The organism is Chryseobacterium pennipullorum (genome assembly GCF_003384725.1).
Classification (GTDB): domain Bacteria; phylum Bacteroidota; class Bacteroidia; order Flavobacteriales; family Weeksellaceae; genus Chryseobacterium; species Chryseobacterium pennipullorum.
Map to the genome: position 1 here is coordinate 199596 of NZ_QNVV01000005.1, position 21291 is coordinate 220886.

Below are 21291 nucleotides of genomic sequence, written 5' to 3' on the forward strand. Positions count from 1 at the left end.
GTTTTCTTATCAGTTTGATTACAGGTATATAGGTACTGATTATATGATTTTATTAATATATTATTGTGGTATTTGTAAATGTTTTATGTTTAATTATTTATAATTAATGTATAATATGTTATAAATATTCATAAAATAAATCTATTTTTGTTGATTTGGGCTTAAAGTTGTATTTCCGTAATAACACACCCAAATCCATAGATATGAATAGATTAATACTCAAATTAGTGGCATTTATTTGCCTGATATCGGTGGGGATTTCCTTTAAAGGTAATAGTGTTTCAAATAGAAAAAATCCCCGGGCAGGATATGTAAGTGAAGAATCTTTTATTAAGTATACTGATTCATTAGCTAGGTCTCTTCAATGGGCAGTAATTACCGATTGGAAAAAAGCACCCAACAGTTATATTTTTGACCCGTCTCAGGACAGCGAAGGCCTCTGGGTTCCGGTAAGAAAAGCATATGCAATGTGGAGTGGCGGCGGTCAAATCAATGGGTCAGGAATTCCGGCAGGAACGGCAACTGCCGAGGTCCTCTGGGAAGATACCCATGGTCTGATAAAATCCGGAGCCAATTATGCTCTAGAAATGGCAGGTTCGGGTCAGGAAGCTAAAATACGGGTTCCAGTCAATAAAACTAAAAAAGGAAATGCTGTTGTTGCCCTTAGAGTGAATGGAGAAATCTATTGGAGCTGGCATATCTGGGTAACCGATGACCCGACGAATGGTAGTACTTACAAGAGTTTTAATAACCTGAAAAGAGTGAGAGCCGATGGGACCGTCGAGGTGATTCCCGACTCGGACTGGAGATGGATGGATCGTAACCTGGGGGCGCTTACCCCCAACATTACTTCTTCAGACTGGAATAAAAGCATCGGGCTTCTCTATCAGTGGGGAAGAAAAGATCCTATTCCTCCGTTGGTTATGAGAGGGAATGATTTCTATGAAGTGTCAGGTGCACTAGGACGTGTCAGGCACAGAGGAGCAAAAAACATGACAGGTGCTGTAAGTATTGACGACCTTCGTAAATTTGTGTTGGTCTCAAACGCAGAGGTTACTAATAACATCAGGCTTTCTGTAAAAAATCCACTGAGTCTGATTTACATCAATAAAGATGATAATTCCGGACAGGCATATTACAACAACAATGTCAATCTTCCGGTCAACTGGTTTGGAAAAACAACCAGCCTTCCGGATAGCCGGCTTTCTGAACTCAACCTTTGGTCCGATAATTCTCAGGGAAAGATAGATACCGTATATAATACCGATGGCAGCGCTAAGCCCTATCATGATAAGTCTTCATATGATCCCTGTCCGAATGGATGGAGAATTCCTTCCGCATTGGTGGCAAATCTTGCTTCACAGAACTATATTGATGATGTAAGAATAGACTTTTCTCCGTTCGGGGTAAGAACCGATATGACGAAAAATGCTTTCGATGCTGCTAAATACAATATCATTAAGCCTACCGATTCAGGGGTTCCTGGGTTTATGAAGGGATTCAAAGTATATCCTAATTTGGGTTTTGATCTCTCGGCGGTGGGAGGATACGATATGGGAATTTTTCCAGGAACCGGCCAGCTGATCAGGAATGCACATTTGGGACAGTATAGTGATCAGCATCACATTGCTTTATGGACGGCTACGATGACAAGACATTTTGATGCCTCCCCGTCCGTAGGAGTCAGAGGGCTCTCAATGATCCCTGATAAAACTCAGCCTGATATTCCGGACCCCAATTACCCCAACATCAGAGGCCGCTATTTTTACTTTCCTCTTGCAGGCATGTATACCTCGGATGCTAATGGCTGCAGGTGTGTAAGAGATCCCCTTTACGTGGTGAATGATTATGATTTTCCCACAGAATACCTTCCGGCTGCGACGCAATATATGGAAGGGATGAATAACCCCAATTCTTATCAGATAGTAAAAAGTACATCAGCTTCCATCATAGAAATCCCTGTAAGTAAAGCTTTTTCTGTGCAAAGCCAACTGCTGAATAATAGTACTATTCTTAATCCTTCAAGTTTTAATAATTTAAAAGCAAATGTACTTTGGTCTACCAATGTCAATTTGATCAGCACTATAAAGATACTTAATCCATCCCCGTCGTCGCTTCAGAGCTTAAGTGCTTCCAGAATTTCTGTAGCAATAGCACCCAATCAAAGCGGGAATGCTGTCGTTACACTGCATAACGGAAGCATAACGGCTCCTGTCTATTGGAGCTGGCACATATGGGTGACCGATACCTCTATACAATCTACTCTATACACGACAGAACTTCCGGTAGCGGAAGCGGTCAACTATATGAATTATGTGCCCAAAGCTGATATCATTTTGCAGACCACTTTTATGGATAGAAACCTCGGAGCTACGGATGCTTTTCCTGTTGTTGCCAATCCGCTGACCCCTACCTCTGCGGAACTCGCAAAGATAAGGGCGTCTACAGGCTTACATTACCAGTGGGGAAGAAAAGATCCGCTGCCTACATTCCAGAACGCGGATAATAAAGCATCTTATAATGTATTCCTGGGGACAGCTTCGGAAAGCGGATCGATAACGTATACTACTCTTACTCCTGCTACCTATAATAACCTATCAGGAAGCTATATTATCCCGTATAATACGTACGCGGCAACAGAAAATGTGCAGACCGCAGATAAGCCTTCCGATAGGATCAGTAAGGTGTTATCTTACTCTGTGAAGAAGCCTCTGGTATATATGATTCCGAGTACATTTGCCACTTTCAACAGTTCATCTCCCAATTATACCAACGGAACAGACTGGCTGGCAAAAGAACCCAACCTGGCTCCGGAAAGATGGGGTAGAGGAGGAAAAAAATCGCCTTTTGATCCATGTCCTGAAGGGTGGAGAATACCCGACCTCATGAGTGTCGCGCTGGTCTCAGGTGCTGATTTTGGGCAGTCTCCGTGGTATAAGAAAGATAAGAATATAGCTACTGCCTATAGTGTGAGTGCGGATTATCTGGGAACGAGAGTTCGGAATCCTTCTACAACATCTACCATTGGCTATATATTCAACAATGCTTCGTATCGGGTTGGAAATTACCCGGACTCAGGATCCCGTGGATTCCGAAGTGTAACAGCAAACCAGTCTCCGCAGGGAACTTTCAATGTGATTAATTTTCAGTATCCCGGAGTTTGGATGGGTTCTCTCAATTCAAATTATATAGGTAGACCTGTTAATATACTTTTTGATGCAGCATCTTCTGCTAATCGATTTATCGCTTTTCATGACAATAACGATCCCTATTTCGGAATGAGCTGCCGGTGTGTAAAAATAAAATATGACGACAATGGTATTGAACAGGGGCCGGCCTCAAGAATGAGGGTTCTGCCACAGGGACCCACACTGAGTACTGCTGAATCCGAAATAGAATCTGTGGAAAATACTATTTCATTATATCCTAACCCGGTTGATGACATCCTTTATATAAAAGATCTGACGGACAAAGAATATCAGTATCAGATCTATAATGCATTGGGACAGCTGGTGAAGTCCGGGAGATTTGAAAATAAACAGACCAATGTCTCCGCTTTGATTGACGGTGTTTATCTGGTGAGAATCAATGATTCCCAGGATGTGGTGAAAATTATAAAAAAATAGATCCCCAAAAATGAATACATGCGGAATGTAGGCTCTACGTTCCGCTATTTTATGACTCTTCATATTTTCTGTGTCTATGAGCGTCGATGAAAAATTCTATATCACTGTATATTGAGTGGAATATCTGGTGTAATTCTAACAAAATGAATGACTTGTGTCGGTATTTAACCCTCGCGGGAAGGGGGTGTACACGTATCAGGTGGCTAAATAAAATCCGGCCAACAAAAAGTATATAATAAAAAAGCTTTACTTTTGCAAAAATTTTAGAATGTCGAAAAATTTAGTAATCGTAGAGTCCCCGGCAAAAGCAAAAACTATTCAGAAGTACTTAGGAAAGGATTTTGAAGTCAAATCCAGTTTTGGACATATCCGTGATCTGCCTAAAAAAGGAATGGGTATAGACCTTGCCACATTCAGTCCAGATTACGAAGTTTCAGCAGACAAAAAGAAATTGGTCACAGAATTAAAAGCTGCAGTAAAGAAAGCCGATATGGTATGGCTGGCTTCCGATGAAGACCGTGAAGGAGAAGCTATTGCATGGCACCTTGCTGATGAGCTGAAGCTGAAGCCTGAAAACAGAAAAAGGATTGTCTTCCACGAAATTACTAAAAATGCCATTCTAAAAGCAATTGAAAATCCAAGAGATATAGATCAGAACCTGGTGAATGCACAGCAGGCGCGAAGAGTTCTTGATAGAATCGTAGGTTTTGAGATGTCTCCGGTTTTATGGAAAAAAGTAAAACCCGGGTTGTCTGCAGGAAGAGTGCAGTCTGTAGCAGTACGCTTGATTGTTGAAAGAGAAAAAGAGATCCGTGAATTCATACCAAAGGCAAGCTTCAAGCTTGACGGTATTTTCTTAAATAAAGCAGAGCAGGAAATTGCAGCCAAACTAAAAAAAGACTTTGCAAAAGAAGAAGAGGCAGAAAAATTCCTTGAGCAGGCAAAAACAGCAGAATTCAAAGTACTTAATGTTGAAACAAAACCAGGTACACGTTCTGCATCTGCACCTTTCACCACGTCCACACTGCAGCAGGAAGCTTCATCAAGATTAGGATATAATGTGACAAATACGATGCGTCTGGCACAGAGGCTCTATGAAGAAGGGTTTATAACGTATATGAGAACAGATTCAGTAAATCTTTCTCAGGAAGCTATTGAAGGAGCGAAAAGACAAATTATTTCAGAATATGGAGCAGAATATTCTGCTCCAAGAAATTATACTACGAAATCCGCTTCTGCACAGGAGGCTCACGAAGCCATCCGTCCCACGGATTTCGCAGTAAAAAGTATAGGCGATGCCCAGCTGAACAAATTGTATCAATTGATCTACAGGAGGACACTGGCGTCACAGATGGCTAATGCCAAAATTGAAAAGACCGTTATTGAGATTGGTAATGCTACATTGCCCCATCATTTCGAAGCACAGGGAGAGGTTATCATTTTTGATGGTTTCCTGAAAGCTTACGGTATTGTAAAAGCAGAAGATGATGATGATGAAAATAATGATAAGCTGTTACCGAAAGTAAGTGTTGGAGAACTGTTAAATTATAAGACCATCACTGCTACTGAAAAGTTTACCAGACCAAGTGCAAGATATACCGAAGCAGGATTGGTAAGAAAACTGGAAGAACTGGGGATTGGTAGACCTTCTACTTATGCTCCTACTATCCAGACGATCCAGAACAGAGCGTATGTGGATAAGCGCGAAATTGAGCCGCAAACCCGCGAAGTAGTTAAGATGTCTTTGATAAAAGATAAGATCAAGAAGGTAGTTCTTGAAGAGAAATTCGGAGGCGACAAAAATAAATTTATTCCTACAGACATCGGTGAGGTAGTTAACGATTTCCTGACAGACAACTTTACGGAGATTTTAGATTATGGCTTTACAGCGAGAGTGGAGGAAGGTTTTGATGAAATTGCAAACGGTGATCAGAAATGGAAGGAGATGATGACGGATTTCTATTCCAAATTCCATCCGAGAATTGAAGATGTAGAAGAAAATGCAGACCGCGCTACAGGAGACAGGCTATTGGGAGTAGACCCTAAAACAGGTAAAAATGTTCATGCCAGAATCGGAAGATTTGGTGCGATGATCCAGATTGGAGAAACTGATGATGATGAAAAGCCAATCTTTGCTTCATTAATGACCGGACAGAATATTGCGACCATTACTTTTGAAGAGGCTATAGAACTGTTCAGATTGCCTTTCGATCTTCAGGAATTTGAAGGAAATCCCGTTTCGGTGGGTGTTGGAAGATTCGGTCCTTATGTGAAATGGGGAGAAACGTTCATCAGTATTCCCAAGGGTGAAGATCCGCTTTCTGTAGATCAGAAGCGTGCTGAAGAAATTATCAACGAAAAGAAAAAAGCCGATGCGCCGATTGCTTCGTATAAAGGAGAGCCGGTAACCAAAGGATCTGGAAGATTCGGGCCTTTTATCAAATACAAAGATATTTTTGTGAATGTTCCGAAAAAATACAATTTTGATAATCTTTCGCAGAGCGATATCGAGGAGCTGATTGATGCCAAGCTTGAAAAAGAGGCCAACCGTTACATCCAGCAGTGGGAAAAAGAAAAAATTTCCATTGAAAACGGAAGATGGGGTCCTTTCATCAAATTTGGGAAGGCGATGTTTAAAATTCCAAAGAAAAGTGATGATACAAAATATGATGGCGAAGAGTTGAAAGAAGTTTCTCTCGATGACGTTAAAAAATGGATCACAGACCAGGATAAAAATGCTTTTGCTGAAAAGAAAAAACCGGCAGCTAAGAAGACTGCCGCAGCTAAAAAGACAACAACTGCTAAAAAGGCTACTACTGCCAAAAAGCCTGCAGCCAAAAAAAAATAATAATAAAAACAATAGATAAGCCGTTAACAAATAAGTGTTAACGGCTTTTTTGTTGACAAAAACTTCCCGAGCCTGCCAAATTGATGAGGTTTTTTGTATGTTTGTTACATCAAGAATTTAATAAAATATTACATTTCAAATTACAATATGGATTTCGAAGACTTTATCATTTCACCAAGAAATTTCAAGACAGAAAGCTGGCAGATTGGAAGTCGGATAACAAAAGATATAAAAGAAGACAGTATTGTTCTTTTGTTTGTGTCGGATTACAGAGGAGCAAACGGTGAAGCTGAAGTGCAGGATTTTACAGCTGTTAGAAAAGAGTTTTACAGGCTTTCACAGCTGGATTTTGAAATTCCTTTGGTAGATCTCGGAGATTTGGTTTCTGGGAAATCGGTTCAGGATACCCATTATATTCTGCAGGAAGTCCTCTCGGCATGTCATTACAAAAGAGCACTTCCCGTGATTATCGGCGGCTCCAATGATTTTGCCTTTTCTTTGTTTTCTGCGCTTAATTTTCATAAGAAAGAGATCAACTATACTCAGATCAGTAACATTATTTCCCTGAAACAAGGCGAGGAGATCAATGAACATACTTTCCTGAGCAAAATTTTCGGGGCCAAAAATTTTTCCATTAAAAATTACCATCACCTGGGATATCAGAAGCATCTGAATGAAATGGATTCTATACGACTGATTAAAGAAGTAGAGTTTGACATTATAAGACTTGCTGAAATGATGAATTCTACAGAAAAAACAGAGCCCTTCTTCAGAAAAGCGGATCTTGTGACTGTCAATTGTGATGCGATCGAAAGTTTCAGTGAGCCATTTTCCATGAATCCGCAGGTTAATGGGCTCAACAGAAGAGAAGTCTGTGCATATATGAAAGAGATTGGGTTGAGTGAAGGTTTGAAATCTGTCGGGATATTTAACTATAACATCTATTCGGAAAACCAGCTCAATCACCAGCTTTTGGCGCAAATGCTATGGTATCTGATTGAAGGGGTCAATATTCAGAGATCTCATCCGAAAGAAAGGCATTACGAGCTGTTTTATGTGTTGGTAGATGATACCCAATATGCATTTAAGCGTGATACTTTCAGTAATTTATGGTATTTTGGTGATGATGATAATATTGAAAACTGCATTCCGTGTTCCAGGAAAGATTTTGATGAAGCCAAAAAAGGCTGGCTGAATGCACGATTGACGAAAATTTAATGTATGACAAACATTCCCTCAAAAGTTTCCATCATTGTTCCCGTTTATAATGTCGAGAATTACTTGGCAAAATGCCTTGATTCTTTAGTAGGACAAAGCCTACGGAATATAGAAATCATTGTGGTGAACGATGGAAGTAAAGACCGTTCCGAAGAAATTATGAACGGTTACGCCCAGAAATACCCTCATAAAATAAAGGCTTTTACCAAAGAAAACGGAGGCCTGAGTGATGCCCGGAACTTTGGTATCGATCAAGCAGGAGGCGAGTATATAGGTTTTGTAGACAGTGATGATTATGTCACCGAAACTATGTTCGAAGAAATGGTTCTGCTGGCAGAGAAATACCATTCTAAGATGGTCGTTTGCAACATACAGAAGGTGGACGAAAACGGAATGGTCACTCAAAAGCTGACACAGATTCCCCATATGCCTGAGAAAATAGAACTGGAAGAGCATTTTTCGGTCTTTTCGGATCTCAGTTATTTTGCCTGCAATAAACTGTTTAAAAAAGAGCTGTTTAATCAGAAAAGATTTAAAAAGGGAGCTCACTTTGAGGATATCCAGCTTATTCCGCAGCTGCTTTTGGAATGTGATGTGATTGCCCAGACCCAGAATTTTCATTATCAGTATCTGGAACGCACAGATTCCATTACAAAAACCCATACAGAAAGAGGTCTCGATATCCTGAAAGCAGTACAGGATTTGGAAACGGTCTTTGAAAAATCGAAATATTCTCACAAGAGAAAAGAACTGAAAAACTTCCAGATTTTTGAAGGAGTATATTCTTTTCTGGCCTATCTGGCATTTGTGAAGAAGGAAAAAACTTTCTATGAAATGGCTGATCAGCTTTATGTTTTCATGAAAGAAAGACATATAAAAATTCAAGATATCTTGAGTTATAGTCGTTTTGGTAAGAATTATCTTTTATCTTTGCCGGTGAAAAAAAAGATTTTTTATCTGTTATTTTTTGCGGGACAGAAAAAGTTGATAAGAAAATTAATATAAACACAAATGTAGGTGCTATTGTTTCGAACAGTAGAAAATTATGATGAAGTGTCTGTTAGGGGCTGCATTATTAATTTTTTAAGTTGAAGCCCATGTACTGGATAAGAAAAGAATGAAAAATTTTGAATTGTTCTTAAGCGGCTCGGGAATTCCTATTTTCTACGTGAAAATAGGATTAGGTTTCGTATTCTCCTTTTTAATTACTTTTTTCTCCATTCCAACCATTGTAAAGATTTCCAGAAGAAAAAATCTTATGGATGAACCGGGAGTACGGAGTTCTCATCTCAGGAAAATTCCTAATCTGGGTGGTATTGCCATATTTTATGCCATTGGAATTTGTGCTTCTATTTTTGCCTATGAGTTATTCGAACTCTACAAATTCTTGTTTGCATCATTGATTATTCTCCTGTACATTGGGGTGATGGATGATATTGTGGTCATGAGGGCGTATAAGAAACTGGTTGCCCAGATTGTCGTTTCTTCACTGGTCGTAATAGGATCAGATATCAGAATAAGGAGTTTGTTTGGGATATTCGGAGTCTATGAGCTAGGTTATTTGGTGAGTGTAGTGTTCAGTATTGTTACTTTTATTGTTTTGATCAATGCATTCAATCTTATTGACGGTATTGATGGGCTTGGCGGCGGCTACTCTGTAATTTGCAGTGCCATGTTTGGGATAAGCTATTACCGTCTCGGGGAATATAACTATCCCCTTGTGATCTTATCGGTAGTCATCATCGGAACAGTGCTGGCATTTTTATATTATAACCTTTCCAATTACAGAACCAATAAAATATTTATGGGTGATACCGGATCCATGCTTTTAGGTTTCTTACTGGCATTTACCTCCATTTGCTTTATTGATATTTTTATAGATAAGGAGCTGCCGGGAGTGCCGAGATATCACTTGCAGTCTGCGCCGGTAGTTGCTGTAGCTATTCTAATTTTACCAATTGTAGATACTTTAAATGTGATTTTTGTCCGGCTTTACAACAAAAAATCACCTTTTGATGCCGATAAAAACCATATCCATCACAAACTGCTGAAGCTCAACCTTACCCATAGAAGGTCCACATTTTATATTATACTGTATTATTTAATGATTGTGGGTATAGCCTACTTCTTACGGCATATGAATATCAACCTCCTTTTGCTGGTGGTTATTTCGCTTGGTTTTTTGGGAGCTTACTTACCGGATTTGCTATATCGGTTAAGAAATAACAAAAATTAACAATTAAGTATTACTTTTGTAAACAATATTCAAATATGATGAAGAACTTTAAGTATTTATTTTTAATATTACCTTTCTTAGTTATGTCATGTATCACAACAAAAGATGTGAGATACCTGCAGCCAAGCGAAAGTCTTGTTATTAACGAAGAAGGTCTTGTTCCCTACAACATTCCTGTATACAGGATTACAAAAAATGACATTCTCAACCTGAATATTGTGACAACCCCAAAAGGTGATGCTGCACAATTTTATTCTTCTTACAATACATCAGGAAGTACGGAGACACCTACTACCAACAATGTAGTAAGAGGTGGTACAGGTAATAATAGCGGATCGGGCGTTGGGTCAGGATCCGGAAATGGAGGGAATGTCAACTTTTATTTTAACGGATTAAAAGTTGATATCAATGGCGATATCAATGTGTTTGGTATAGGCTATGTCAAAGCCGAAGGCAGAACACTTGATGATGTACGAAAAGAAATCCAGGATAAGGTAAATGAAAATTTTCAGGAAGGAAAATCTGAAGTAAGATTAAATACCAACGGGATAACGTACTATATTCTCGGTGACGTCGAAACGACAGGTCTTTCTGGTGAGAAAGTTGCCCATAAAAATAGTCTTACCATCACTGAGGCTCTGGCGATCAACGGTGGTCTGAACAGAACGATTGACAGAAGAGAAGTGGTCATTCATAGAAAACTTCCGGAAGGGATTAAAATAGCAAAGATCGATCTTACCCGTGAAGATCTGATGAATTCTCCTTACTATTATGTACAGAACGGGGATGAAATTTATCTGAATACAAGAGGAAAGAGTCTGAACGGATTTGGAAAAGATCCGGTACAAACTTTAATCACCGGAGTTTCAGTAATCACAACGGCATTATCAATTTATCTGCTTCTTAAAAACCTTTAATCATGATTCCAGGAAAAGATACAACACAAGCAGGTAAAAACGAAGCTTCAAAAGAGAAGTTCGGGACATTTGCATTATTTGATATAGAACATTTTCTCAGAAGAATATTGAAAAACTGGTATTGGTTTGTTTTAATGCTGGTTACCGGGTATGCAATTTCTTGGGTGTACAGTAAATATTATGCCCAGAGTATATACGCTTCGAATTTGTCTCTTAGCGTATCCAACAATACCTCAAGTTACTTTACGCCCAACCAGTCTATTAATTTCATCTGGGGGCAGGGTGGAAATCAAGATGGGATCTATCTGAAGAAGATGCTCCTTTCGAGATCTCACAACGAATTCTTAGTCAAGGAATTAGATCTTTTTGTCAATTATTCTACCAAGGGAGTTATAAAATCGACTTATCTTGATAAAACCGATTCTCCTATTTTCCTTGAGATCGATAAAAAGCACGTTCAGCAGGTTAACTATCCGATTACCCTTATTCCAAAAAGCAACGGTGCTTACGAGGTAGTGCTTCCGGAAGAAGGTCAATCTGTAAATCTGTACAACTATGAAACCGAAGGTTTTCAGAACATTAATGCTTATGCCAGACCTGCCAACAAGGTGATCAGGATTAATGAATGGTATAGCGCTCCCAATCTGAGATTCAGACTTGTTTATAATCCTGTTTTACCTAAGATCAAGTTTGAAAATATCATTGTAAACCTGGGGACGGTGAACCAAACTGTTAATGATATTGTATCCACAATTGGAGTCGATTTTGATAAAGAGATTTCTACGATTATGATCATTACTAAAAAAGGATATAATCTTAACAGCACCGTAAACTTTCTTAATAAATCGGTTGCCGAACTTCAGAAAAAAAGACTTGAAGATAAAAATATCGTTAACAAAAATACTGCAGTATATCTTCAGGGAAATCTGAATAACATCCGGAAAAAGCTGGACTCCAGTGCCGCTGTTGTTAATTATCTGAAGACCTCAGAGAAACTCTATGACATCAAAGATAGGGATGAAAAATCTCTCACAGTAATAAAAGAACTTGAAGCCAAAAAAGCGGATATTATCAGTAAGATCAGCTCTCTGGATGACATCAGAAGAACTCTGGAATCTCAGAATTTTGATAAAATGATTGCAACGAATGCTGCAGGTTTCCAGGATGGAATGTTTTCAGCTACTGTTACTGAGCTTAAAGCACTGTATACCAAGAGAGCAGAAATGGCTCTCATCTACAAGCCTGGCTCTGAACCGATGAAAGAGATCAACAGGCTTATCAGCGAAGCAAGACTGGGATCTAATGGCAGCCTGAAAAGCTATTATGACAAATATTACGATGAGATCAGTAAAATAGACCGTAAGGTGGCAGAAGCCAACTCGGACTTATCTGCCTATCCTGAAAAAGAAAGACGATATCTTGATGCTGAAAGAGGCTATAACATGATTGAAGCTACCTATAACAGCCTTTTGGGAAGACAGAATGAGACCAAAATGAATGTAGCCACCAACCAGTCTGATATCACCGTGATTGACCCAGCGAAAAATCTTGGACAGGGCCCTATAGGTCCTAATGTGAAATTGGCAAAAACGGGGATCATTTTTGGAATGCTGCTGCTTCCTGTATTGTTTATCCTGATAGGCGAAGTCCTTGACAATAAGATCAGAAATATTAAAGAATTGCTGAATGCAACGAAAATTCCACTTCTTGGGGTTATCGGAAACAACAGTAATGAAAATATGCTTACCGTTCTGGAACAGCCGAAATCCTCAGTTTCAGAGGCTTTCAGGGGAATCAGGGCAAGTGTAAGATTCCTTATGGATAATTCTGAAGAAAAAGGGAAAGTGATCCTGGTCACTTCTTCCATCGGAGGAGAAGGGAAGACCTATATTTCCATAAACCTTGCTTCAGTGCTGGGATTGAGTGATAAAAAAACAATCCTGCTGGGAATGGACCTGAGAAAGCCAAAGATCTTCGGCGATTTTAAAATTGATAATAAATATGGTATTTCCAATTACCTTACCGGGGAAGTAGGAATCGATCAGATTATCAACAAAACCAAAATTCCGAATCTGGATGTGGCTACTTCCGGTCCCATTCCACCAAACCCTTCCGAGCTTTTGATGAGCCAGAGAAACATCCAGTTTATTGAAGAACTGAAAGAGATCTATGATTTTATTATTATAGATTCACCGCCGGTGGGTCTGGTAGCAGATTCTTATGAACTGATGAAGTATTCTGATGCGAATATCTACGTTGTACGTCATGAGTATACCGAAAAGTATATGCTGAAAATGATTACCGAAAAATATCATAATGACGAAATTGCTCATTTGGGACTTATCTATAATGATTATACGACCAAGCAGGGGTATGGCTACGGTTATGGATATGGCTACGGATATGGCTACGGCTATGGTTACGGCTATTTTGATGAAGATAAAAATTATAAAGAACCTTTACTGATAAGAATAAGGAATAAAGTACAGGCAATACTCAATAAAAAATAGAGCTTTAAACCCTCATGTAATGGGGGTTTTTTCATACTTGAAGTATTTTCATTCTATGAAAAAAAGAATATTTTTGCCACTTTGCCGTTTACTTTATAACAAATTATGTTTTTTTGTTTATTTTTAACTAAACATTAAGATTATCATTAATATAAAAATGTTTTATATTTGCAAAAATTAAATTTTAAAATAACCATAAATCCATATTCTTTTATGAATAAAAAATTATTGTTTAGCTTCCTTGCCTTCCTCGGAGTGGTAAGTGTCAAAGCACAAAGAAACGAATTGGGAGTTCGTCTAGGGATGAGTAACCTAGTGGGAGATGTAGGAAGGACAAATTATATTTTACAAAAGCCGTTGGATTTAAACAGAATGTCAGATTGGGGAATCCCTTTTTATGGAGGTGTGTTATACAGATTTAATTTTAATCCCTATCAGACCGTTAGATTAGATTTAGGATTTAATCAGATTCAGTTCAGCGATAAAGCTGCAAAAGAAGAATATAGAAGAAATAGAAACTCATATGGAAAAAATAATGTATTTGAAGCAAGCTTAATGTTTGAATACAATTTTTTTCCAGTTAATAACGAGCAGATAAGCATGGTAAGTCCATATATTTTCGGAGGTGTTGGTGCCTTGATGTTTGATGCACCCAAAGCTACTGTCGTCAATGACTTCAAAAGAGATGCGGATGGTGTTGCGCTGGCTCCTACCAATGAATTGGACTTTAAAACTACCACCGAATATTCATTAGGAAAAAAAGTAACCATGCATATTCCCTTCGGAGTAGGGTTGAAATATAAATTTAACCATACCTGGGCAATATTTGCTGAAGCCACATTCAGATATACCCTTACTGATCAGCTGGATCACAGTAAGATTCTTTCGGAAGATGTAAAAACTTCCTTTAACGGCGATATTCTGGACCCTGTTACAGGTGGTTCGTTATTGCAGTCAGGAAATTATTATGCGGTGGCTAAAGAAAGAGAAGCAGAGTTTATAAACAAGAGAAATATTGGAGATGGCAAATCTAAGGACTGGATGAATACGTTCAGCTTGGGGCTGACCTTTTCGTTTGGAAGACCTCCATGTTATTGTGATTAATATGTCGTTGATTAAAGATAAAATAAATTCTGAGAATTTACCGAAACACGTAGCCATCATTATGGATGGTAATGGAAGATGGGCAAAATCTCGTGGCGAAGAAAGAACCTTCGGTCACAAAAATGCCATTAATGCTGTTAGAAATGCTATTAATGCCTGTAATGAGATCAATATCCCTTATTTAACACTTTATACATTCTCTTCAGAAAACTGGAGCCGTCCGGCTGAAGAGGTGAGTACTCTCATGAATCTGCTTGTAGAGACTTTACTGCTTGAAGCAGAAGAGATCTTCAGCAAAGGATTGAGAATGCACGTTATAGGGAACCTTGATAAACTGCCTGCTTTAGTGAAGGACCAGTTGCAGCGTGTGGTAGAACTTACAAAAGAAAACACAAAAGGAAACCTTGTATTGGCAATTAGCTATGGCTCACAAAATGAGATACTGGAAGCCGTAAAGAATATAAGTTCTGATGTAAAAGAAGGAAAAGTAGCGATAGAGAATATTGATGAAAATTTATTCGAAAGCTATCTTTATACCAAAGACTTTCCTCCAGTAGATTTGCTGATCAGAACCAGCGGTGAAATACGAATAAGTAACTTCCTGCTTTGGCAGATTGCTTATGCCGAATTACAGTTCTTAAACGTGCTGTGGCCGGATTTTACCAAAGATATTTTCTTCCAGTGTATTGTAGATTATCAAAACAAGGAAAGAAGATACGGATTAACCGGAGAGCAGATCAAAGGCCAATAAAATTTTAAGAAAAGAAAGACTCGATAAAATGAAGTTTAGACTATTACCCATCATTATGTTTGCTGCGTCTGCACATTTTTATGGACAAGTAACTCCGCAGGACAGCACCAAAGTAAATAATGCTGTACACGCAGAAAATGAGGTAGGCACTTATACACTGAAAGACATTGTTGTAGATGGGGTAAAAAAATATACACCAGCTCAGATCTTACGATTTACAGGATTAGCCAAAGGCGAAGTCGTTGACATTCCTGGACAGAAGATCAGTAACGCTGTTAAAAAGCTTTGGGACACCCAATCATTTTCCGAAGTGGAAGTGTATGTTCAGAGCATTGAAGGGCAGACTGTTGTTCTGAGATTCTATCTTGAAGACCTGAAGGAACTGGGAGAAGTAAAATTCTCTGGAAAAGGTATCGGTAAATCAAAAAGTGAAAAACTGGCGAAAGACAACAATCTGAAGCCGGGAACTAAAATTACCCAAAACTTAGTTTCAAGCCTTAAAACCAATATTCCAAAAGATTACATCAAAAAAGGTTTTGCAGATGCCAAGATCACTATTCAGGATAAGGTAAATGCTGGAGATCCTGCTTTAGTAGACTGGACGATCAATGTAGAAAAAGGAAAGAGAATCAAAATCGATCATATCGAATTTGAAGGAAACGAAACGGTTACAGACAGCAAGCTAAGAAATAAGGCTTTTAAAGAAACCAAACAGAAACGTTTCGGAATCGGGGGAATCCTGAAGTCATCAAAATTCATTGAGGAAAAGTATCAGGAAGACAAGCAAAGCCTTATCAGCTACTATAACTCCTTGGGATATAGAGATGCAAAGATCGTTTCAGATTCCGTATGGAGAAATAAGAGAAACAACTACGAGATCAATGTAAAACTGAATGAAGGTAAAAAGTATTATATCGGAGACATCACGTTTACCGGAAATACAGTATACGCTACAGAATACTTACAAAGATTATTAGGATATAAAAAAGGAGATATCTACGATGCAGTAGGATTCAACAAAAAAGTTGGAGAAGACGGTGGTAAAGAAGATGATTCCGATATCAAATCCGTTTATATGAATAACGGTTACCTTTTCTCAAACGTGACTCCCGTTGAAAAATCAGTATCAGGAGATGCTGTGAATCTGGAAATCAGAATCAACGAAGGTGAGCAGGCTAGCTGGAATAAAGTAACTTGGCAGGGGAACACAACAACCCATGACCACGTTATTCTCAGAGCATTGAGAACAAAACCAGGAAACCTTTTTGCTAAAAGCGATATCAAAAGAACCTATTTTGATCTTGCTGGGATGACATTCTTTGACCCCCAGCAGATAGGACAGGATATTCAGCCTAATCCTCAAGATAATACCGTAGATGTCAACTGGAAACTTGTTGAAAAAGGATCTTCGCAGGTTCAGTTACAGGCAGGTTACGGAGGTAACAGTTTTATCGGAACTTTGGGACTGACATTCAATAATTTCTCACTGAAAAATTTCCTTAAGTTTAAAGACTTTAAACCTGTACCACAGGGAGACGGACAGACTTTCTCCATCCAGGTTCAGGCAGGTCAGTATTTCCAAAACTATGGAGTGTCATTTACCGAGCCTTGGTTGTTCGGAACAAGACAAACTGCTCTTTCGGTAAGTTTGAACAACTCGAGGGTTAAATACAATGATGCTTACGGAGGCTCTCAGAAGTTGAATATTTTCTCGGCTACAGTAGGTCTGAACAGATTACTGCACTGGCCGGATGATTATTTCTCACTGTACACAGGATTACAGTTCCAGAAGTACGACTTTAATAACTATCCGTTCCAGTTTGGTGATGCCACGGAGTACTACGGAAGTGCAAATAACTTCAGTATCAACCTGGGACTAAGCAGAAACTCTGCAGGGATTGACCCTATCTTCCCTACGGTAGGTTCCAATATTGAAGTGTCTGCTAAATTGACACCGCCATATTCATTATTCAGCAATAAAGACTATGGTTCCATGAAGCCTATCGACAAATACAAGTGGATGGAGTTTTACAAAATCAAGTTTAAAGCAGATGTTTATAACGAGATCGTAGGTAAGCTGGTATTGAGATCTTCCGCTGAAATGGGATTCATGGACGGATACAACAAACAGTTGGGAGCACCACCTTTTGAAAGATTCTATGTGGGAGGTACCGGTTTATTCGGAGGTAGATTTGATGGTAGAGAATTGATTCCTCTAAGAGGTTATGATAACGCAAGTACATACGGTGGAGAATCCACAGATATCACTCAAAAAGGGGGGGGAACCATCTACAACAGATTCACTCTGGAGCTAAGATACCCGATTTCCCTGAATCAGACAGCGAAAATCTATGCATTGACATTTGCTGAAGGAGGTAACGTATGGAATTCCTGGGGTAATTATAACCCGTTCCAGCTGAAAAGATCAGTAGGTGTTGGGGTGAGAGTATATATGGGAGCATTTGGATTGATCGGATTTGACTTTGCTTACGGATTCGATAAGACAATGTCCGGACAAAAATCAGGATGGCAAAACCACTTCCTGATGAACCAATCATTATAAGTATAACTATGAAGAACTTTAAATTAACTTTCACATTTGTATTGCTCTTATTTTTCGGGCTGAACAGCGCTCAGAAAATAGGTGTGGTGGATACTGATGAGATTTTGAATAAATTACCTCAGTATAAAGAAGCTGAAGCCAGGCTGAATGCGCAGATCGATACCTGGCATTCTGAACTTCAAAATCTTCAGTCGGAATACGAGAAAAAGAAGTCCGCATTTGAAAGTGAAAAAGTACTATTGATAGGAGACCAGTTAAAACTGAGAGAAAAAGAGGTAACAGATCTTGATAAGAATATCAAAACAACCACCAGCTTACGTTTTGGAGCCAATGGCGAAATTACTAAGCTGAGAACAAATCTTGTTCAGCCTTTTCAGGATCAGATCTGGGGAGCGATCAAAACAATGTCCGAAAAAAATGGCTTGGGCATAGTTCTTGATAAAAGCAATAACATTAGTGTTATTTTTCTTCAATCAAAATATGATTATACTGAAAAAGTATTGACTATTTTACTGAAAGGTACCGATAAGAAAGAAAAAACTAATAACAATAAAAGCAAAAAATAGATTAACTTTTGCTAAAATTTAGAATCTAAAAACAAATTAAATTATTTATTTACCAGTTATGAAAAAATTAAGTGTATTATTTGCAGCAGTAATGATGGTAGTATCAGTAGGTATGGCAAAAGCTCAAAAAATTGCTACTTTAGATGTAATGGGAGTTCTTAATGCAATGCCGGAAAAGAAAAAAGCAGATGCTGATCTTAAAACATTCTTAGATACAAAACAAGCTGAGATTAAGAAAAAGGCAGACGCCGGACAAGCTAAATTAAAGCAATACAGCGAAGAAGCTCCTAAGAAAACTGCAGAAGAAAACAAAGCTAGAGAAACTGAATTACAAAAAATTCAGGAAGAAATAGCACAAATGCAGGAAAAAGCTCAAAAAGATCTGCAAGCTAAACAAGATGTAGCTTTCGGACCGATTGAGAAAAAATTAAATGATGCTGTAGAAAAAGTAGCTAAAGCAAGCGGATACGAGTATATTATGGATGCAAACTCACCAGCATTCCTTTACAAATCAGGAGCTGATGCTACTGCAGCTGTAAAGAAAGAATTAGGAATCCAGTAATTTCAGCAAATTAACAAAGATTTATAAAACTAACCGCCTCTTTTAGAGGTGGTTTTTTTATTTTTGCGGAATGGAAAAAGAAGTATCAACTACGGTTAAGGTTAGGTTTAGTGACTGCGATCCTATCGGACATTTGAACAATGTGAAATATCTGGATTATATGTTCAATGCCAGAGAAGATCATGTAGAAACATTTTACGGATTTACATATGAAGAATATACTAAAAAAACCGGATGTACCTGGATTGCCATTCAGAATGAGATTGCTTATCTGAAAGAAGTAAGATACAATACCCAGGTCGTTATCAGTAGTAAAACAATCGATATACAGGACAGAACCGCAAAAGTTGAAATCCTAATGAAAAGTCTCGATGAGAAGACGGTTCATGCGGTGCTTTGGGTAACGGTGATCTATTTCAATGTAAAAACAAGGAGGTCCGAAATCCACCCCGAAGATATTAAAGAAGTGTTCCAGAAATTCTATGTAGATTTAATACAAAAAGATTTCCAGTCAAGAGTTAAGTTTTTAAGATCTCAAAATGCTAAGAACTCTTAGAAGATATTGAAGCCCGATAATTTAAAATAATAAATAATTGCAGATGAAAAAAATTGCGGTAATAGGCAGTAACGGACAGTTGGGAAACTGCATCAGAAAAATAGCTCCTGATTTTGAACATCAATATGAATTCCTGTTTACGGATTCTAAAACCCTTGATATCACCAATGAAGAGCAGGTCAATGATTTTTTTTATGACCATCAACCGGATTACTGCATCAACGCTTCAGCGTATACGGCTGTTGATCTGGCTGAAAAAGAAAAAGAAAAGGCTTTTGCAGTCAATGCCGACGGGGTGGCAAATCTTGCCCAGGCATGTGCAGAGTACAAAAGCATATTAATTCATGTGTCTACAGATTACGTTTTCGATGGCGATACCAACCTGCCCTATTCAGAAGATGATTTTACCAACCCAATAGGAGTATATGGTGAATCAAAAAGGAGAGGAGAAGAACTTGCACTGGAAATTAATCCTCAGACGGTTATTCTCAGAACATCATGGCTGTATTCAGAGTTTAATAAAAACTTTGTCAAAACAATGCTCAACCTCTTCTCCCAAAAAGATGAATTGGGAATTGTTGCCGATCAGTTTGGCCAGCCTACCAATGCAAACGATTTAGCCCAGGCTATAATGGAAATTATACAATCATCAAATAAAACTTTCGGGATTTTCCATTTTTCAAACTACCCTGAGACAACATGGTTTGAATTTGCAAAAAAAATTGCTGAGTTCTCAAAATCATCCGTAAAATTGAATCCTCTGACCACTGAACAATATCCAACGCCTGCGAAAAGACCTGTGAGAAGTACAATGTCTCTGGATAAAATAGAGGAGGCCTATAAAATAGAAGCCAGACATTGGGAAAATAGCCTGGAAGAATGTGTTGATATCCTTTCCCAACCTTAAACCTATGAAAAATATAGCCCTTATTTTTTCAGTATTGTGTATTCAGCTTTTTGGTGCACAGAATGTATACCTGACGAAAGTAGAGAAAACGATGGATAATTCGGATAAATTTCTCTATAAAAAAGATCAGGCCATCACCGATGCTGTTTATTTAGGTGAAGCCGAGGTTCAGGGATTTTCAAAAGATGATGCTGCCATTTTTGCGCTGGTCTACAAAAAAGCAAAAGAAATTGGTGCAAATACCTTTGAATGGAAACCTTTTGAAAATATAGACGGAACTCCCCAGGCGTTTAATCCTGCAAATTATAAAATAGCATTGTATTACACGCCCAAAGAAAAATTGACTGTCCAGAATGGCATGCTGTATATATTTGCTTCATCTGAAAAAAATCAGAAAATCAATATCAATAAAACAGACTATACCCTCGCTCCAAGATCATTTTTGAAAGTTAAAATAGTCCCGGGACAAGTGTATACCATCTCTACAAAGAAGCTTTTGGGGTCAACCGTTAAAGTTCAGCCAAAAGCAACCGATGACAATTTATATTTTCAGATTTCATCCCTCAAAGTAAAATCCGATACCTCAGGTGTGGGAGGATTAAATCTGAAGTCAGGCGATATTACTGGTTTGGAAAAGTCTTACGCAGAATTTTTAAGCGCAATTTATAAAGAAGATACACCATAAACATACGACCAGGACGTATTACTGTTTTGTTTGATAACAGATACATTCCGTATGAGCCTTTTATACATAAGGTTTTTACGGAATGTTTTTTAATATTACTGTGCTCAAGCCTACTCATTTTCCAACTTTCCAGCACAAATTTCCTCCAATCCTCGACTATATTCAGGAGCTAGATCCTGCTATCCACTCATACTCCTCGCGCCAACTCCCTCCAGTGCTTAATCCTTCACTTCTCCGATCCA

The 21291-nt window shown here is 38.4% G+C and carries 15 protein-coding genes; all 15 read left to right on the forward strand.

The window, feature by feature from the left end:
- Positions 1-203 precede the first annotated feature (203 nt).
- The 15 genes from DRF67_RS08375 to DRF67_RS08445 all read left to right on the forward strand — a co-directional run bounded on the left by DRF67_RS08375 (position 204) and on the right by DRF67_RS08445 (position 21049).
- The gene (locus DRF67_RS08375) at positions 204-3626 is read left to right on the forward strand and encodes a T9SS type A sorting domain-containing protein (protein ID WP_123912716.1); all 3423 of its coding nucleotides are present in this window, start codon (positions 204-206) and stop codon (positions 3624-3626) included.
- Positions 3627-3894: 268 nt separating this feature from the next.
- Entirely contained in the window at positions 3895-6474 is a 2580-nt protein-coding gene (topA, locus tag DRF67_RS08380; RefSeq protein WP_115927841.1) for a type I DNA topoisomerase, read from the forward strand.
- Positions 6475-6621: 147 nt separating this feature from the next.
- The gene (locus DRF67_RS08385) at positions 6622-7692 is read left to right on the forward strand and encodes a formimidoylglutamase (RefSeq protein WP_115927842.1); all 1071 of its coding nucleotides are present in this window, start codon (positions 6622-6624) and stop codon (positions 7690-7692) included.
- Positions 7693-7695: 3 nt separating this feature from the next.
- Positions 7696-8697, forward strand: a complete 1002-nt coding sequence (locus tag DRF67_RS08390; RefSeq protein WP_115927843.1) for a glycosyltransferase family 2 protein — start codon at positions 7696-7698, stop codon at positions 8695-8697.
- A gap of 112 nt (positions 8698-8809) precedes the next feature.
- Entirely contained in the window at positions 8810-9928 is a 1119-nt protein-coding gene (locus DRF67_RS08395; RefSeq protein WP_115927844.1) for a glycosyltransferase family 4 protein, read from the forward strand.
- 35 nt (positions 9929-9963) lie between these two features.
- Positions 9964-10845 (forward strand): polysaccharide biosynthesis/export family protein, encoded by an 882-nt coding sequence (locus DRF67_RS08400; RefSeq protein WP_115927845.1) that lies wholly within the window; start codon positions 9964-9966, stop codon positions 10843-10845.
- Between the two features lie 2 nt (positions 10846-10847).
- The gene (locus tag DRF67_RS08405) at positions 10848-13355 is read left to right on the forward strand and encodes an exopolysaccharide transport family protein (protein ID WP_115927846.1); all 2508 of its coding nucleotides are present in this window, start codon (positions 10848-10850) and stop codon (positions 13353-13355) included.
- Between the two features lie 213 nt (positions 13356-13568).
- Positions 13569-14459: a type IX secretion system protein PorG gene (gene porG, locus DRF67_RS08410; RefSeq protein WP_115927847.1), complete on the forward strand. Its 891-nt coding sequence runs from the start codon at positions 13569-13571 to the stop codon at positions 14457-14459.
- 1 nt (position 14460) lies between these two features.
- On the forward strand, positions 14461-15210 hold the full coding sequence (locus DRF67_RS08415) for an isoprenyl transferase (RefSeq protein WP_115927848.1): 750 nt from the start codon (positions 14461-14463) through the stop codon (positions 15208-15210).
- Positions 15211-15238: 28 nt separating this feature from the next.
- Positions 15239-17773 (forward strand): outer membrane protein assembly factor BamA, encoded by a 2535-nt coding sequence (gene bamA, locus DRF67_RS08420; protein WP_115927849.1) that lies wholly within the window; start codon positions 15239-15241, stop codon positions 17771-17773.
- A gap of 8 nt (positions 17774-17781) precedes the next feature.
- Positions 17782-18339, forward strand: a complete 558-nt coding sequence (locus DRF67_RS08425) for an OmpH family outer membrane protein (RefSeq protein ID WP_115927850.1) — start codon at positions 17782-17784, stop codon at positions 18337-18339.
- A gap of 58 nt (positions 18340-18397) precedes the next feature.
- Positions 18398-18901, forward strand: coding sequence for an OmpH family outer membrane protein (locus tag DRF67_RS08430; protein ID WP_115927851.1), 504 nt, complete (start codon positions 18398-18400; stop codon positions 18899-18901).
- A gap of 70 nt (positions 18902-18971) precedes the next feature.
- Entirely contained in the window at positions 18972-19457 is a 486-nt protein-coding gene (locus DRF67_RS08435; protein WP_115927852.1) for an acyl-CoA thioesterase, read from the forward strand.
- Between the two features lie 43 nt (positions 19458-19500).
- Entirely contained in the window at positions 19501-20364 is an 864-nt protein-coding gene (gene rfbD, locus DRF67_RS08440) for a dTDP-4-dehydrorhamnose reductase (RefSeq protein WP_115927853.1), read from the forward strand.
- 4 nt (positions 20365-20368) lie between these two features.
- Positions 20369-21049: a sugar phosphate isomerase family gene (locus tag DRF67_RS08445; protein WP_115927854.1), complete on the forward strand. Its 681-nt coding sequence runs from the start codon at positions 20369-20371 to the stop codon at positions 21047-21049.
- Positions 21050-21291 lie beyond the last annotated feature (242 nt).